General features: G+C 55.0%; 15 protein-coding genes. 13 read left to right on the top strand and 2 right to left on the bottom strand.

What is annotated here, in order from left to right:
* Window positions 1-29 precede the first annotated feature (29 nt).
* The 11 genes from M6D81_RS17680 (at window position 30) to M6D81_RS17630 (ending at window position 10164) form a co-directional block, all read left to right on the top strand.
* Window positions 30-911 carry a carbohydrate ABC transporter permease gene (locus M6D81_RS17680; protein WP_262678245.1) on the top strand — a complete coding sequence of 294 codons (882 nt, stop codon included), beginning with the start codon at window positions 30-32 and terminating at the stop codon, window positions 909-911.
* 1 nt (window position 912) lies between these two features.
* Entirely contained in the window at window positions 913-1743 is an 831-nt protein-coding gene (locus M6D81_RS17675) for a carbohydrate ABC transporter permease (RefSeq protein ID WP_262678244.1), read from the top strand.
* Window positions 1744-1779: 36 nt separating this feature from the next.
* Window positions 1780-2700: a GntR family transcriptional regulator YhfZ gene (gene yhfZ / locus M6D81_RS17670; protein ID WP_262678243.1), complete on the top strand. Its 921-nt coding sequence runs from the start codon at window positions 1780-1782 to the stop codon at window positions 2698-2700.
* A gap of 27 nt (window positions 2701-2727) precedes the next feature.
* A complete protein-coding gene (locus tag M6D81_RS17665) occupies window positions 2728-3090 on the top strand; it encodes a PRD domain-containing protein (protein ID WP_262678242.1) in 363 nt (120 codons plus the stop codon).
* Window positions 3091-3456: a DUF2620 domain-containing protein gene (locus tag M6D81_RS17660; RefSeq protein WP_262678241.1), complete on the top strand. Its 366-nt coding sequence runs from the start codon at window positions 3091-3093 to the stop codon at window positions 3454-3456.
* A 44-nt stretch (window positions 3457-3500) separates the two neighbouring features.
* Complete coding sequence (locus M6D81_RS17655; RefSeq protein WP_262678240.1) at window positions 3501-4841, top strand: YhfT family protein; 1341 nt, start codon at window positions 3501-3503, stop codon at window positions 4839-4841.
* Between the two features lie 46 nt (window positions 4842-4887).
* A complete protein-coding gene (locus tag M6D81_RS17650) occupies window positions 4888-5793 on the top strand; it encodes a phosphotriesterase family protein (protein WP_262678239.1) in 906 nt (301 codons plus the stop codon).
* A gap of 61 nt (window positions 5794-5854) precedes the next feature.
* On the top strand, window positions 5855-7033 hold the full coding sequence (locus M6D81_RS17645) for a YhfX family PLP-dependent enzyme (protein WP_262678238.1): 1179 nt from the start codon (window positions 5855-5857) through the stop codon (window positions 7031-7033).
* 6 nt (window positions 7034-7039) lie between these two features.
* On the top strand, window positions 7040-7297 hold the full coding sequence (locus tag M6D81_RS17640) for an HPr family phosphocarrier protein (protein WP_262678237.1): 258 nt from the start codon (window positions 7040-7042) through the stop codon (window positions 7295-7297).
* 35 nt (window positions 7298-7332) lie between these two features.
* Window positions 7333-9108: a phosphoenolpyruvate--protein phosphotransferase gene (gene ptsP / locus M6D81_RS17635; RefSeq protein WP_262678236.1), complete on the top strand. Its 1776-nt coding sequence runs from the start codon at window positions 7333-7335 to the stop codon at window positions 9106-9108.
* Between the two features lie 135 nt (window positions 9109-9243).
* Window positions 9244-10164, top strand: a complete 921-nt coding sequence (locus M6D81_RS17630) for an aldo/keto reductase (RefSeq protein ID WP_262678235.1) — start codon at window positions 9244-9246, stop codon at window positions 10162-10164.
* A gap of 94 nt (window positions 10165-10258) precedes the next feature.
* Here M6D81_RS17630 and M6D81_RS17625 read toward each other — a convergent pair whose 3' ends face one another.
* Window positions 10259-11017 (bottom strand): AfsR/SARP family transcriptional regulator, encoded by a 759-nt coding sequence (locus tag M6D81_RS17625; RefSeq protein WP_262678234.1) that lies wholly within the window; start codon window positions 11015-11017, stop codon window positions 10259-10261.
* A gap of 562 nt (window positions 11018-11579) precedes the next feature.
* Complete coding sequence (locus tag M6D81_RS17620) at window positions 11580-12944, bottom strand: amino acid permease (RefSeq protein WP_262678233.1); 1365 nt, start codon at window positions 12942-12944, stop codon at window positions 11580-11582.
* Between the two features lie 306 nt (window positions 12945-13250).
* Here M6D81_RS17620 and M6D81_RS17615 point away from each other — a divergent pair, with 306 nt between their 5' ends.
* A complete protein-coding gene (locus M6D81_RS17615) occupies window positions 13251-14498 on the top strand; it encodes a PucR family transcriptional regulator (protein ID WP_262678232.1) in 1248 nt (415 codons plus the stop codon).
* Window positions 14499-14603: 105 nt separating this feature from the next.
* Entirely contained in the window at window positions 14604-15737 is a 1134-nt protein-coding gene (ald, locus tag M6D81_RS17610; protein WP_262678231.1) for an alanine dehydrogenase, read from the top strand.
* Window positions 15738-15742 lie beyond the last annotated feature (5 nt).

The following is a 15742-nucleotide window of genomic DNA, read 5'->3' as shown; positions in this document are numbered from 1 at the left end:
CAGCTCAACTTGGTGCAGGAGTTGAGCACATGTTCAAAATTTACCGTAATTTCACAGCCTACTTTGTCTTTGTCGTACCTGCCTTGCTGCTATACGCTATCTTCTACGTTACGCCGCTGTTCCAATCGCTCGGCTATTCCGTGACGAGCTGGAACGGCATTAACGAGCCCGTCTATACCGGGCTGGATAACTTCGTGAAAGGGATGAACGATGAGAAGTTCTGGATCTCCCTTCGCAACAACCTGTACTTCGTCGGCTTCTCCGTCTTCATACAGATGCCGCTCATCATCCTTGTCGCGATCATGGTCAGCAGCGTGAAGCGCATGCTGAACTTCTACAAGCTGACGGTCTTCTTGCCCAGCATACTGTCCACCGCGGCTGTTGCCGTCATCTGGCGCTTCATCTACGCGCCTGAAGCCGGTCTGCTGAATTCCTTGCTTGAAGCTGTCGGCCTGGGCGATTGGACGCAAGTGTGGCTCGGCAACAAGGATCTGGCCATCTGGGCCATCATCGCCGCGAACGGCTGGCAATGGACCGGCTTCTATATCGTGCTGCTGTTGGCCGCAATATTCGCCCTGCCGAAGGAGATGATCGAAGCCGGGGAGATCGACGGTGCCGTCGGCTGGCGCAAAGCGTGGTTCCTGACCATCCCGCTCATCCGTCCCGTTATCGGGGTATCGCTGCTGTTGTCCGTGACCGGCGCAATGAAGGCGCTGGATATCGTTCTGATTATGACCAAGGGCGGCCCGTTCGGCAGCACAGAGCTGATGGCGACTTATATGTACAAGCAAGCGTACAGCATCAGCGACTTCGGTTATGCCAACGCCATCTCCATCATTATCGCTGTCTTCACTGCACTGCTGTCCGTATTCGTCTTTCTGTTCAACCGCAGCGCCAAGGAGGTAAGCTGACATGAACAAGAGGTCGCGATTCCGCTTTCTTACGCATAGCTTGCTTGTCCTCTATGTGCTTACCGTCATCTATCCGTTATGGTTCGTCGTCACGACCTCCATGAAGAACAACACCGAGCTGTTCAACAATCCATGGAGCATACCGGCCAAGCTGGACTTCAGCAATTATGTCAACGTATTCTCGAACGGCTTTATTTGGAAAAACTACCTGAACAGCATCTATGTCGGCACGGTTGCGACGGTCGCCACCATCCTGCTCTCGACCGCTATCGCCTACGCGCTCACCCGCATGCAATTCAAGCGGCTGAACAAGCTGGTATACGGATTCCTGCTGATCGCGTTGCTCATTCCGCCCGCATCTCTGCTTATTCCTCTGTACATTATGGTGAAGGACTTCGGCTTGTACAATTCCCATCTGGCGCTCATTATTCCGTATGCCTCCTTCGGCATACCGCTTACGGTCTTCATCGTCAGCGCCTTCCTGAAGTCGATTCCGCTTGAGCTGGAGGAAGCGGGCGTGATGGACGGACTCAGCACCTTCGGCTTGCTGGGACGCATCGTGATCCCCGTTACGATTCCGACGCTCGTGACGGTATTCATCCTGAATTTCATCAGCAACTGGAATGAATACATTATGGCGAATCTGTTCCTGTCCAATCAGGAGCTTCGCACGATGCCCGTCACCGTCGTCTACTATGCCGACAAATTCAACATGAACTACGGCGCCATGACCGCATCCATTGCGATCAGCGTCTTACCTGTCATCGTGATTTATGCTATATTCCAGAGAAGCATTATAGAAGGCGTTACAGCCGGAAGCGTGAAAGGATAACCACACTATATTGAGTCATACTGGAGCGGATTTGCCATGAAAGATCGACTGTACCAGAAAAGCGGCATGGTCATTATGTACCTGGCCAGAATGTTCATGACCAAGAAGAAAGGCGAGCGGATTATGACGGTCTCCGAGTACGAGAAGGAGCTCGGCTATGCGCGGGGCACGATCCAGAACGCCCTCTCTGTCCTCAAGTCGGATGGAGCTGTCGTGCTGGAAAGCCGCGGTCATGTCGGCACCTATGTGCAAGACATCGACTACAAGAAGATGTGGGAGTACACAGGCATCGATTTCATTATGGGAGCCATGCCCCTGCCCTATTCCAAACAATACGAAGGCTTCGCCACCGGACTGTACAAGTCGGCAGAAGCTTATAATATCGATCTGAATATGGCTTACGTGCGAGGGGCGAGCGTCCGAATTCAGATGCTGCTCAAGGGAGCCTACGACTTCGTCGTCGTCTCCAGACTGGCGGCCAACCAGGCCATTCAGGACGGGCTCGAGGTCAGCATCGATCTGGGATTCGGCGTTCATACGTACCTGTCGGAGCATGTCATTATGTTCGCGGACCGATCCAAGCAAGCGATAGAAGACGGCATGACGATCGGAATCGATCCCAAGTCGATCGACCAGCAATATATTACGAAGACGCTGTGCGCAGGCAAGCAAGTCAAGCTGGCGGAGATGCCTTATAACAAAATCGTAAGCAGCATCCAGAGCGGCAGAGTAGATGCCGGCGTCTGGAATCTGGATGAAATCGAAGACAAGAAGCTGAATATTTCCTATCAGAAAATATCCAGCGTCAACTCCTTCGCGGACGCGACGGAAGCCGTTATCCTGACGGCGAAGAGCAACAGCGGCATCAATCCCCTATTAAGGGAGATGCTGCAGCCTGATCTGGTGCTTGACTATCAGCGCAAAGTCATTCAATTCGAGATCGATCCCAGCTACTGACACTATTCGGAGAGGAATGAAGCACAGATGCTAGACGAGCGGATGGAGCTGCTGTACGAATCAAAGCAAGTGAGCAAGTCCACGTACGAGCAGACGCCGGCACTTCTGTACATGACAGAGAAATTCCTGCGCATGAAGCTGGATGAAGACAATGCCGGCGCATTCACCTCTCATCTCATGAAGGCAGTGGAACGAATCAAGAACAACGCGCCGATTACGGAATGCTCACCCGCCTTGCTGGAGCAAGCTCATTCCCATACGGCCGTTCACTCCTTCTCTCGCCGGCTGCTTGAACCGTTCAGCCAGGAAGAAGACGCGGAGCTCGAGGCGGAGGCAGCCTTTCTGACAGCCTATTTCATTGGAATGAAGGAAGAAGAGGAGTTGATATAGATGATACGCATCGCCATAGCAGGATTGCAGAAGGACCGCATCGCCCGCAGCGTACAGCAGGCAGGAGGCGATCGGGTTGAAGTGACCATTACCTCGGATATGGACGCCGCCCGCAAGGTGAAGAACGGCCAGGCCGATTATTATATCGGAGCCTGCAACTCGGGAGGAGGCGCCGCACTGTCGATCGCTATCGGGCTGCTGGGCTACACCCGCTGCGCCACCGTCGCGAAGAGCGGAGGCAAGCCGGACGCAGGGCACATTGACGAGCTCGTGCGTCAGGGAACGGTCGCCTTCGGCATAGCCGAAGAAAGCATTGAAGCCGCGACGGCCTATCTGATAGACAGCTTGCTGAAGAAGCACGCCTGAGAATGCGCTATGAATGCCAACTATATCACTGAAGGGGGGGCCATATGCTGCCTTACACATGGGGTCAAATGATTGTCGTCATTGTCATGACTGCGCTGACCGCACTTGCGGCCCGACTCGGCAAAGCCGTATTCCATGACGGCATAAGGCCGATTATCCCCGAGCTTCTGGAAGGAAGAATGGAACGGCGCGAGCTGGCCGGCATCTCCTTCGGGCTAAGCAAAGGATTCATTACAAGCGTCGGCATACCGATGGCGATCACATTCCAGCTGCTGAACCCTTGGCTGCTCTTCCTGCCCACCGATGTGCTTGGTATCCTGGCGAGACGCTGGTGGATGGCAGTGCTGCTGGGCGCCGCCTGGGGAGCAGTCGCGCTGCCGGGGCTGGCGGGAATGCTGTCCCTGCTCTCAGCCATGCCCGTCGATATGATGAGCGCTATGAAGGCATTCGGCTATCCCGTCGCAGGCGTGATCGCTCTCTTCCCGCTAGTCGCGATTCTCTACCAATTCGGATGGCGCAAGGCGCTGGGAAGCGCATCCTTCGTGGCGGCAGCAGCAGTCCTGCTCGCTCGCCTGACGGACGCGGGACTGGCCGGCATGGCCGCCGCAAGCTCCCTGCTCTCCCTCGCAGCACTTGCCATCTTCGTTGCCGCCAAGCAACGGCGACTCAGACGCGAAGCGGGGGCCGCATCGACAAGCGTACATGCAGAATTGTCTGCTGCCGAAGAAGAAGAGCAGCAGCGAATACATGCCAAGGCATTGGTGAAATCGCTTCCATTATTCATGGCTATCGGAGCTTGCGCATCGATCGCCTGCAACTTGGGCGTCTTCGCCGGCACCGACGCCGCCATGCCGTTCCTGCAGTCCGCTTGGCAAGGAGACAGCGAGGGGCAAGCCGGATGGCTCGCCAGCGCCGCAGCCGTTGACTTCGCCCGCTTGCTCAGCTTCGTGCCGATGATAGCGGCGACGGCGCTGGCGACTGGCGTATACGGCGCGGCCGGCATGATGCTTATGTTCCCCGTCGGCTATCTGTCGCCGAATCCGGTCGTTGCCGGCTGCCTTGGCGCCCTGGTCATCGCACTCGAAGTCGTCGCCGTGCGCCGGATGGCCAAGGCTGCGGAAGTCTATCCCGTCATGCGAGAAGCGGCGGACTACATTCGCTCGGCCATGAATGCGACGCTGGAGATCGGCTTCCTGATCGGCGGCTTACTCGCTGTCATTAAGATGGAAGGCGGTACGCCAGGCTTCGGATTGATCGCTTTCATCCTGCTTTACTTGGCGAATGAAGGCATGGGACGACCCGTTATGAGAGTCGCGATCGGGCCCGTAGCCGCCTTGTTGACCGGACTGCTGCTGAATGCGGTATCCCTCTTGCCGGGCCTGTAGTTCCGGAAGACGGGAAGGAAGCGAACGGATGAAGGAGGGGCAGACAATGAAGCTTCATACTGTAACCGGACTTATGGACGCCGAAGATGTCGGCTGCACGATGATTCATGAGCACCTGATATTGAATCTGACTACGGTTAGAGGAGATCAGGATTCCGCCTTATCGAAGGACGATGTTATAGATGATATGTCGTTATTGAAGGAGCATGGCTGCAACTTGATCGTGGAAGTATCCAACATGGGCATGGGGCGGCAGCCGCTCGGACTGGTTGAGCTGGCGCGGCGGACGGACATCGCGGTTATCGCCTCAACCGGATTTTATAAGGAGTGCCACTATCCCCCGCATGTATTCACCAGCACAGCGGAGACGCTGGCGGAGATATTCATTCGGGATATCGCGGAAGGGATGGACGGCACGGCCGTGAGGGCCGGACTCATCGCCGAGATTGGAAGCAGCCTGAACGAGGTGACAGCCGCCGAGCAGACCGTATTTCATGCGGCGGCGCTTGCACATCTCGCGACGGGCGCTCCCATCAGCACGCATTGCGAGATCGGTACAATGGGACGGGAGCAGCTGAAGCTGTTCGACCGCTTCGGCGTGGACCCTGGCCGCATATCGTTCGGCCATCAGGACCTGAATCTCGATATGGAGGAGCAGCTCGAACTGCTGGAGAGCGGAGCCTATATTCAATTCGATACGATCGGCAAGCAAGCTTACCGCCCTGACGCAGACCGGACCATGAATCTGGCTGCGCTGCTGGAGAAGGGCTATGTGGAACAGCTTATGTTATCCTGCGATATTACGAGAAAGTCTCATCTTACCCGCAATGGAGGATACGGCTATATTTATTTGTTCCGCCATTTCATCCCGCGCCTCAAGGAGCTCGGCGTGACGGATGAAATGCTGCATAGGATGCTGACGGTTAATCCAAGAACGTTTTTGAGCTTTTGAACAGCTTCTAGCAAGTCCAATATTCCAACTATGCAAGCTTGAGAGATTCGAGGAGATCACTATGTTCTTGACGACAACGGTGGAAAGAAATTCCGCATTGGTTCGGTATGCCATCGAGCTGCACCAATCTGGGCTTATTATGCCGGATACGTATGTCATCGATCTGGATACGGTCAAGCGCAACGCCCGGATGATGCTGGACGAAGCGAATCGTCAAGGCGTGAAGCTGCTGTTCATGACCAAGCAATTCGGTCGCAATCCCATCGTGGCGAACGCCTTGCTGGAGCTTGGCTATGAAGGTGCGGTTGCCGTTGATTTCAGAGAAGCGGAGACGCTGCATCAAGCAGGCATTCCGATCGCCCACGTCGGCCACCTCGTTCAGACGCCGACCCGCATGGTCGGCAAGGTGGCGATGATGAACCCGGATGTCATGACCGTATATTCCGTCGATAAAGCAAGAGAAATTGATGAGGCATGCCGCAAGCTGAGAAGGAAGCAAGCTCTCCTGCTGCGTGTCGTGGACGATCAGGATATGCTGTATCCCGGTCAGCACGGCGGCATCCCGCTCCGTGAGCTGGCGGCGACGCTAAAGCAGCTGCTGCGGCTGCAGCATGTCGAAGTCGCGGGATTCACCTCCTTCCCCTGCTTCCTGTACGACCCGGAAGCAGGGGACATCGCCCCGACTCCCAACGTAGAGACGATGCGGAAGGCGAAGCGCATCGCGGAGGAGCAATTCGGCCTTCGGATTACGCACATGAATATGCCGTCGGCCACTTGCATCCACAGCTTGAACATGATCAAAGCGCTTGGCGGCACACATGGAGAGCCGGGCCACGGGCTGCTTGGGAGCACTCCCATGCATGCCGACAGGGAGCTGGCGGAGCTGCCGGCTATGCTCTATGTTAGCGAAGTATCCCATCATTGGGGAGACAAGAGCTACTGCTACGGCGGAGGCTACTATCAACGCTCGGCGATTGAACATGCGCTGGTCGCCGATTCCGACGGCGAGCGGATGTGCGCGTTGCAGCCTCCATCCCCCCATGCTATCGACTACTATTTCGAGCTGGACGGGAAGCAGCGTATCGGAAGCACAGTCGTCATGGCTTTTCGGACACAGATTTTTGTAACAAGAAGTCAGGTAGCGGTCGTAGAAGGACTCTCCGCCTCGCGCCCCCGTCTAATCGGTGTGCATGACAGTGGCGGCAAGCCGATTCAGTACCCGACATATACGAAGGAGTGACGAATAATGGAACAGACCTATACGGTCATGAATCCGTCCGGCATCCATGCCCGCCCCGCCAATCTCATTATGGATGCGGCCTTGCAATTCACAAGCGCGGTTACAGTCCGTACGACGACGAAGACGGCGAATGCGAAGAGCATCGTTAGCCTGCTGAAGCTGGGCGCCAGAATGGGTGATCAGGTGACAGTCTCTGCTGAAGGGGAAGATGCGGAGCAAGCGATCCGGGCAATCGGCGAGATTATCGGAAGCAATGTGGAGTAGCTATGAACAGGTTGTTAGTGGAAGGAGGCGGAATCATGCTGGAGTGGAAAGGAATAGCCGCTTCGACGGGCTATGCGATGGGATCGGCCTATCGCTTGCCCGAGCTGCCGGCCGCTGTGAAGTCGGCAGTGCTTTCCTATCCCGGAAGCAAGCTGGATAAGCAGGAGATTGACAAGGAGGCAGATCGGCTGGCGGAAGCCGTCCGGCAGGCGGCTCAGGATATCGCCGCCTGGAAGCGCGAGGCTGCCGCGGCCGGACGAGAAGCGCAAGCGCGTATATTCGCCACTCATCTGTCCTTGCTTCAAGATCCGGAATATATCGGAGAAGTAACGGAGCGCATCAAGGGAGAAGGCATATATGCCGAGTCGGCGCTGCGGGCTGTAACGGACGAGCTCGTAGCCTTGTTCGGGGCAATGGAGAATGAGGTGCTGCGCGAGCGCTGCGCCGACTTGGAGGACGTGGCAGGGCAGCTGCATGCCAAGCTGCATGGCGGTGATACCCCCCTCCAAGTACGGCTGACAGAACCAGCGGTCATCGTAGGGGTGGACATTCCGCCCTCTCTGACCGCCCGCCTCGACCGCCGAATGGTGCTGGGCATCGCTCTGGAGAAGGGCGGACGCACCTCGCACTCCGCCATTATCGCCCGTTCGCTCGGCATTCCCGCTGTGGTCGGCATCCGCGGCCTTCTCTCCGCTATTCAGACGGGAGACGAAGTCATTGTGGATGGGCGTCAAGGCATTGTCATTACGACCCCGGAGCAATCGACGACCGAGTCGTATGCCACCCGGCAACGGGAAGAGGCGGTGGCGGCTGCACGGTTGGCCCGCTTCAAGTCGCTGCCTACGGCAACGGCCGATGGGCATGCCGTACAACTGGCCATTAATATCGCGCATCCGCAGGAAGCGGAAGCCGCACGGGAGGTAGGCGCGGAAGGCATCGGGCTGTACCGTACGGAATTTCTGTTCATGGACCGGAGTACGTCTCCCAGTGAAGACGAGCAGTTCCAGGCATACCGCTCAGCCGTTATGGCCATTCCTGAGGGGAGCGCCATTATTATTCGAACGCTGGATGTAGGCGGGGACAAGGCGATCCCTTATTTGCAGCGGAATCGGGAGGAATTGAATCCCTTCCTCGGTTATCGCGGCATCCGCTTATGTCTGGACAGGGAATACAGCCCCCTGTTCAAGACGCAGCTGCGGGCCATTCTGCGGGCCAGCGCTTGCGGCAAGCTGAAGATTATGTATCCCATGATTGCCACATTGAAGGAGCTTCGTGCCGCAAGCGCATTGCTGCAGGAAGCGAAGCTGGAGTTGGACGAGGCCGGGCTTCCTTACGATCCGAAGCTCGAGGCCGGCATCATGATCGAAGTGCCCGCTGCGGCGATGATCGCTGATCAGTTGGCGAAGGAAGCCGACTTCTTCAGCATCGGCACCAATGATCTGGTGCAGTATATGATGGCGGCGGATCGGATGAACGAAGCTGTCTCCCATCTCGCAGAGCCGCTTCAGCCCGCTATCCTGCGCGTCATCGACCGCGTCATTCAGTGCGCGCATAAGGAGGGCAAGTGGGCCGGCATGTGCGGCGAGATGGCGGGCCACCCATTGGCGATTCCGCTCCTGCTCGGCCTTGGTCTCGACGAATTCAGCATGAGCGCATCGGCGCTGCTGCCCGCCAGGGAGCTCATCGCCAGGCTCGACTACGCCGAATGCCGGCGGCTTGCACAGCAAGCGCTACAGCTTGAGAGTGCGGAGGAGATCCAGCGATTGGCAGCCGAGGCGTGCACGCCGAATGTCAGCCTTGAGTCAGAATAGAGATACAATCCTCACATCCTCCTTGCGAACTCTTGCACAGATATGACACAATACGTATAGGACTGATTGGACTTGCAAGAGTGAATAACTTGCCCCTATTCGCAAGGATAGAGGGCGCTAAGGAGGCTACAGGCCATGAGGACGATCAAGCTTGGGACAAGCACATTGGAGGTGCCTGTCGTTGCGGTCGGATGCATGCGCATCAACTCGCTGGACAAGGCAGGGGCGGAACGGTTCATCCAGACCGCTATGGAGCAAGGAGCGAACTTCTTCGATCATGCGGACATTTATGGAGGAGAAGGGAAATGCGAGGAAATTTTCGCGGACGCCATAAATATGAATGACGACGTCCGTGAAAGCATTATTCTGCAATCGAAATGCGGCATTCGCAAAGGCATGTTCGACTTCTCCAAGGAGCATATTCTACAGTCAGTGGACGGCATACTGCGGCGTCTGCGCACAGATTATCTGGACGTGCTGCTGCTTCATCGGCCGGATACACTGGTTGAGCCCGAAGAGGTTGCTGAAGCGTTCGATACGCTGGCAAGCTCCGGCAAAGTAAGGCACTTCGGCGTATCCAACCAAAACCCAATGCAAATGGAGCTGCTGCGCAAATACGTCAAGCAGCCGCTAGTTGCCAATCAGCTGCAACTGAGCATTACAAACTCCACTATGATTACGAGCGGCTTCAATGTGAACATGGAGAATGCCGCCGCCGTCAATAGAGATGGCAGCGTGCTGGACTATTGCAGGCTGCATGACATTACCATTCAGCCGTGGTCGCCATTCCAATACGGCTTCTTCAAGGGCGTATTTCTGGATAATGAGGAATTCCCGGAATTGAATGAAACGATTAATGCCGTCGCGGCCAACTATGGCGTAAGCAATACGACGATTGCCATGGCATGGCTGCTGCGCCATCCCGCCAAGATGCAGCCGGTGACGGGCACGATGAATATCGACCGGCTGATCGACTGCTGCAAGGCAAGCGACATTACCTTGACGCGCGAGGAATGGTACGAGATTTACCGCTCGGCAGGCAACATATTGCCATAAACGAATTCAGGCATTCTTGTACGTTAGTTTTGCATACATGTGAAAGAATGGAATACTCCCCGTATTCCATTCTTTCTTTTTTTGCCGCAAGCCATTAATCGCATTTTTTCCAGCGTTCGTACCATGCAGCCACGTCACTCATGCGCTCCGCCTTCTGATTAGCGTTCATCTGCGACCTGAACTGCTCGTATTGCTCCTCGACCAACTCGCGATCGCCGGTCTGATGGAACAGCTTCATCAGCGAAAAGCAGCTTTCGCACTCGTCAGGCAGCAACTGTTGAACATGCTGATTGACTGCAATCGCCTTCCTAATATTGCCCTCCCGCTCGTAGTACCGGCTTAACTCCCGCATATGAAGAAGCCACAGCCGCCGATAGCGCTGCCGCTCCTGCTCAGCCCATTGATAATCGTAGCTGCCGAGATAATCTCCTTCGAATGCATGCAGCACATGCTCATATGCAGCCACCGATTGCGAGCAGGGCTTGCCTAGAGAATTGACAGCCCGTTCCCATTCCTCTACGTCGACTTTCATCGCTTTCGTCTCCAGTTTATAGCCGGGAACCTTCGCCCAGGAATAGGCGATCCGCAAGTTCAGCTCCAAGCTCTTCAAGGTCTGGCGTATATGATAAATGGAAGTATGAAGCTGCTTGGCGGCTTTATCCTCCTCCATGTCAGCCCATAACAGCTCTATTAATTGATCCCGATAGACTATCCGTCCGCGATGATGTAGCAAGTAAGCAAACAATTCGCGCGCTTTGCTCGTTCTCCATTTGATGCTGTGCACCTGTTGGCGTGAAAGCTTGAACCGGATTTCCTTGAAACAGCATATGATCGGGGTTGAAGCATCATCCATGAACAATTCCCTCCATACTCTCTTCATCGTTCCACAACACATCTATGAACATGACAACTGCAGCAGGCTCGCTGCACGCCCCTGCCAGTCTAACATCGTCATATACACAGTAACTAAACAATTCCTTAAAATTTGAAACAGCATATCGGGAAAAACTTTTGGGATAAACGGCTGCTGTTCCTTCCAGCTCATCTCACTCCAACCGAGGCTGCATCATCTACTGCGTCCCATCACAACCACTCTCCTATCCATGATCAAGGCTACATCGCCTACAACTCGCCGTTCACGCAAAAAAGACACCAAGTCCCGTACTCGGTGTCTCTACTTCCGTCTTATATAAAAGCTCTTTCTCCCTATTCCGCACCAAACGCTTGCTCAAAGGCACCAATACATTTCCGATCTTTGGCCAAGTCAAGCACGGCGAACCGAATCTCCTGGAACAGCTTGCCACTGCCTTCCTCTTCCAGAAGCTCGCGCCACCATGCCGCGACCCGATCGGGATCGTTGCGGAATACGCCGCAGCCGGCGACGCCCGAAGGCGCCTTCTATTCCCAATCGTTATTCAGCTCTTCTTATGAAATCCCTTGCCGTAATACACCGCAATGAGGAGCGCATACCATAGCGGGCCAATGACCAGAGAGATGCGCGTGTCCGGGAAGTAAGCCATCAATCCGATCACCAGTACCAAGAATGCAAGCGTAGCATATGAGCTATATGGTGCCCATGGCATCCTGTAAGACAATCCATGCAGTTCCTCTCCCGACATCTTCTTGCGGGACTTCAGCTGGGACAGCAAAATGATCGCCCACGTCCAGATTGCACCGAATGTAGCTATGCTGGTCAGCCAAGTGAACACCTTCTCCGGCACGACATAGTTGAGTACAACGCCTATGAGCAGCGCGCCCGCAGAAGCCATGGTCGCCACGCCCGGCACGCCACGCTTCGTCACCTTCGTGAACTTCTGAGGCGCCTCCCCTTGCTGTCCCAGGTTGAACAGCATGCGCGCCGTACTGAAGATGCCGCTGTTGCAGGAGGAGAGAGCAGCCGTAATGACGACAAAATTGATAATGCTTGGCGCATACGGAATGCCGATCTTCTCGAAGATCATAACGAAGGGACTCCCCGATTGCCCCAGCTCGTTCCAAGGGTATAGCGACATGATAACGAATAGTGCACCCACATAGAAGATCAGGATACGCCAGAACACGGAGTCTATCGCACGGGCAATAGATTTCTTGGGGTCCTTTACTTCCCCGGCCGTTACGCCGATCATTTCAATGCCCAAATAAGCGAACATTACCATCTGCAGCGACATCAGCACGCCGCCGAACCCGTTCGGGAAGAAGCCGCCGTGGCTCCACAGGTTGCTTATGCCGACAGCTACGCCGTCATTGCCGAGACCGAATACAATCATCGCCGCTCCGAACCCCAGCATCAGAATAATCGTCACAATCTTCACAAGTGCAAACCAGAATTCCAGCTCCCCGTAAGCCTTGACGGCAATCAGATTGACCAGCGTCATCATAACAAGCGCTGCCAATGCCCATATCCAGCGAGGAACGTCCGGAGCCCAGAATTCCATATAGATGCCGACCGCCGTAATCTCCGCCATGCAGGTAATGACCCAGAGGAACCAGTAGTTCCAGCCCGTCAAATAACCGAATACAGGGCCCATATACTCCCTGGCATACCGACTGAAGGAGCCGGCTACCGGATTCCGGATCGCCATCTCGCCGAGCGCCCGCATTATGAAGAAGATGGCCAGTCCGCCAAGCGCATAGGAAATCAATATCGCGGGTCCAGCCAGCTTGATCGCAGTAGCAGATCCCAGGAATAATCCGACGCCGATTGCAGCCCCCAATGACATTAACGTAATATGTCTTTGCTCAAGTCCACGATGCAGCTCTGCAGGTTTTTCTTTGTTCATGATGACTCCTCCTGATCTAGTAGACTTTGCTTGTAAGCGTTATCATAATTCATGTAAAAAACCTCGCGCGGACCTTTCAGAATATGCGGTCGAATATCTTTCGAAGAACTCCTTTCTTGCTTCCCCCTCGTCTTGCGTATAATTTCACGTCTATCTGCCAAGCTTAAGATAGCTGTGAAACTCATGGAGCCATATTAGCACATTCCCATGTATCCGTTTATGTTATAATCGATGAAAATAAAGCGTTTTCTCTGTCGAAAATCACAAATGCCCGTTCAGAGAAACTGGTCTAAGTAGGTGCCCTCATTGAAGCATGAACGCAACCCATTCCATCAAAGCTTCGAAAATCTGGAGGCGCTGGCTGATAAAATTAGCGAGGTGCTTCAAAATCCGGTTACGATCGAAGACGACAACCATCGACTTATTGCCTACAGCTCCCACGAGTCGCAATCCGATGAAGCCCGAGTAGCGACGATTATCGGCAGGCGGGTGCCGGAGAAGGTCATTCGCGCATTATGGCAGGCAGGTCATATGCAGCATCTATTGAGCAGCGAAGAGCCGCTGGCCATTCCGACGATCTCGGCGGTCGGACTAGGCAAGCGGATTGCCATTGCCATTCGCAAGCAGCGAACCGTTCTCGGCTACATTTGGGTGTTGGAGTCGGACAGGCCGCTTGGCGCCGACGCCGCCGATCTGTTGAAGAAAGCCGCTCATGCGGCTTCTGCGAAGCTGCTGCAGCTGCAAGTGAAGAAGCGCAACGAAGAGAAGGGACACGAGGACTTCTTCTGGCAGCTGCTTACCGGCCATCTTGCCGATCAAGGCGAGATTGAAGATAAGGCGTCCGATCTGGGCATTGCCTTGCCCGGCCGTTATCGGATCGTCGTGCTGGCATTCGCATCCGACATGCAAGACAAGCAGCAGCATATCGATTATATGCTTACGACTTCGCAGCGTATCACCGCTTTCTTCCATACCGTAAAACAGAAACAGCTGATTATCCTGTCGGCGCAAAAGCCGGACTCAAGTCTGAGAGAAGATGACTTCGAGGATTTCCAATATATGTTCGATCAGATGCAGCAACGGTTCGGCTTCTCTCCGTCAGGAGGAGGATGCGGCTCGGCTTACGATGATTATATGCTGGTGGAGCGCAGCTATCAGGAGGCGCTGACCGTATTGCGCATGAAGAAGCTGTTCCCCAAAGAGCTGCATCATGCGTATACCTACTCCCAGCTGGGCTATTACCGGCTGCTTCCTGCCATGATAGCGGAAGACCGTCTGCACCCTGTCCGGAATCCCAGCGTGAACAAGCTGCGCTTATACGATAATGAGCATAACAGCGATCTCCTACATACATTAGAAGTATTCCTGTCCTCCGACAGCAATGTGAAGGCGGCGGCGGAAACTTTGCACATCCATATCAATACGCTGAGCTATCGGTTGAAGCGGATTGCCGAGATTGGAGACATTGATCTCGGCAATACCGACCAGAAAATCACCGTGTTCCTTGACCTGAAGATAGACAGGCTGAAGAAGGAACCGTCCCCCCGTTTGTGAAACACAACAAAAAAGTCTTCAACATTTGTTATTTCCACACAATGTAAAATAAGCGACTCCCCCTTATACTTGGCACTGAAGCACAAGTAAAAGGGGGAGCTACCAATGATCATCGGAGTACCGAAGGAAATTAAAAATAATGAAAACCGCGTTGCAATTACGCCCGCAGGAGTCGTCTCATTCCTCCAGTCCGGACATCGCGTAAGCATCGAAAGCGGCGCCGGAGTTGGCAGCGGTTTCACCGATGAGGATTACAGACTGGCCGGAGCATCCATTGTGAGCGAAACCGACGAAGTATGGGCGGAATCCGATATGGTCATGAAGGTGAAGGAGCCTCTCCCTTCAGAATATCGCCACTTCCGCAAAGGGCTTATCCTGTTCACCTATCTGCACTTGGCTGCGGAGCCGGAGCTGGCGCGCGCGCTGACGGAAGCGGAAGTGACGGCTATCGCCTACGAGACCGTTGAAGTGAACCGTACGCTTCCGCTGCTGACGCCGATGAGCGAGGTGGCCGGACGAATGGCTACTCAGATCGGAGCGCAATTTCTGGAGAAAATGTACGGCGGCAAAGGCATACTGCTTGGCAGCGTGCCGGGCGTAAAGCGGGGCAACGTTACGATCATCGGCGGCGGAGTTGTCGGTACGAATGCGGCCAAAATCGCGATCGGGCTAGGCGCCAAAGTAACGATGATCGATCTGAGCGCCGACCGCCTCCGCCAATTGGACGATATATTCGGGGCCCAAATCACGACATTGGTGTCCAATCCTCTCAACATAGCTGAAGCTGTGGCCGAATCCGATCTCGTCATTGGAGCTGTACTGATTCCGGGAGCCAAAGCTCCGAAGCTGGTAACGGAGAATATGATCAAGACGATGGCGCCAGGGTCCGTCGTGATCGATGTCGCAGTGGACCAAGGCGGCATCATGGAGACAGTCGATCGCGTCACTACGCATGACAATCCAACGTACTTGAAGCACGGCGTCGTTCACTATGCTGTCGCCAATATGCCGGGGGCAGTCCCAAGAACATCCACCATCGCGCTGACCAACGCTACGATGCCATATGCCCTCCAGTTGGCGGGCAAAGGCGTACGCAAAGCTGTTCAAGACAATGCGTCCCTGAAGCTGGGCGTCAATACCGTGGCTGGCGCCGTCACTTATGAAGCGGTGGCCAAGGATCTGGGCTACGCCTATACACCTGTAGAGCAAGCGCTGGAGCTTGCACTGGCCGCGAACTGACCGTG

Origin of the sequence: Paenibacillus sp. J5C2022 (assembly GCF_025567625.1) — a bacterium.
In the GTDB taxonomy this organism is placed as follows: domain Bacteria; phylum Bacillota; class Bacilli; order Paenibacillales; family Paenibacillaceae; genus Pristimantibacillus.
This window is presented reverse-complemented; position numbering and strand designations above follow the sequence as displayed.

What these genes read in the sequence shown, in the direction of transcription:
- M6D81_RS17675 (WP_262678244.1), top strand. Translation starts at nt 913, where the DNA reads ATGAACAAGAGGTCGCGATTCCGCTTTCTTACGCATAGCTTGCTTGTC.
- M6D81_RS17660 (WP_262678241.1), top strand. Translation starts at nt 3,091, where the DNA reads ATGATACGCATCGCCATAGCAGGATTGCAGAAGGACCGCATCGCCCGC.
- M6D81_RS17655 (WP_262678240.1), top strand. Translation starts at nt 3,501, where the DNA reads ATGCTGCCTTACACATGGGGTCAAATGATTGTCGTCATTGTCATGACT.
- M6D81_RS17650 (WP_262678239.1), top strand. Translation starts at nt 4,888, where the DNA reads ATGAAGCTTCATACTGTAACCGGACTTATGGACGCCGAAGATGTCGGC.
- M6D81_RS17620 (WP_262678233.1), bottom strand. Translation starts at nt 12,944, where the DNA reads ATGAACAAAGAAAAACCTGCAGAGCTGCATCGTGGACTTGAGCAAAGA.
- M6D81_RS17640 (WP_262678237.1), top strand. Translation starts at nt 7,040, where the DNA reads ATGGAACAGACCTATACGGTCATGAATCCGTCCGGCATCCATGCCCGC.
- yhfZ (WP_262678243.1), top strand. Translation starts at nt 1,780, where the DNA reads ATGAAAGATCGACTGTACCAGAAAAGCGGCATGGTCATTATGTACCTG.
- M6D81_RS17680 (WP_262678245.1), top strand. Translation starts at nt 30, where the DNA reads ATGTTCAAAATTTACCGTAATTTCACAGCCTACTTTGTCTTTGTCGTA.
- M6D81_RS17665 (WP_262678242.1), top strand. Translation starts at nt 2,728, where the DNA reads ATGCTAGACGAGCGGATGGAGCTGCTGTACGAATCAAAGCAAGTGAGC.
- M6D81_RS17645 (WP_262678238.1), top strand. Translation starts at nt 5,855, where the DNA reads ATGTTCTTGACGACAACGGTGGAAAGAAATTCCGCATTGGTTCGGTAT.
- ald (WP_262678231.1), top strand. Translation starts at nt 14,604, where the DNA reads ATGATCATCGGAGTACCGAAGGAAATTAAAAATAATGAAAACCGCGTT.
- M6D81_RS17630 (WP_262678235.1), top strand. Translation starts at nt 9,244, where the DNA reads ATGAGGACGATCAAGCTTGGGACAAGCACATTGGAGGTGCCTGTCGTT.
- ptsP (WP_262678236.1), top strand. Translation starts at nt 7,333, where the DNA reads ATGCTGGAGTGGAAAGGAATAGCCGCTTCGACGGGCTATGCGATGGGA.
- M6D81_RS17625 (WP_262678234.1), bottom strand. Translation starts at nt 11,017, where the DNA reads ATGGATGATGCTTCAACCCCGATCATATGCTGTTTCAAGGAAATCCGG.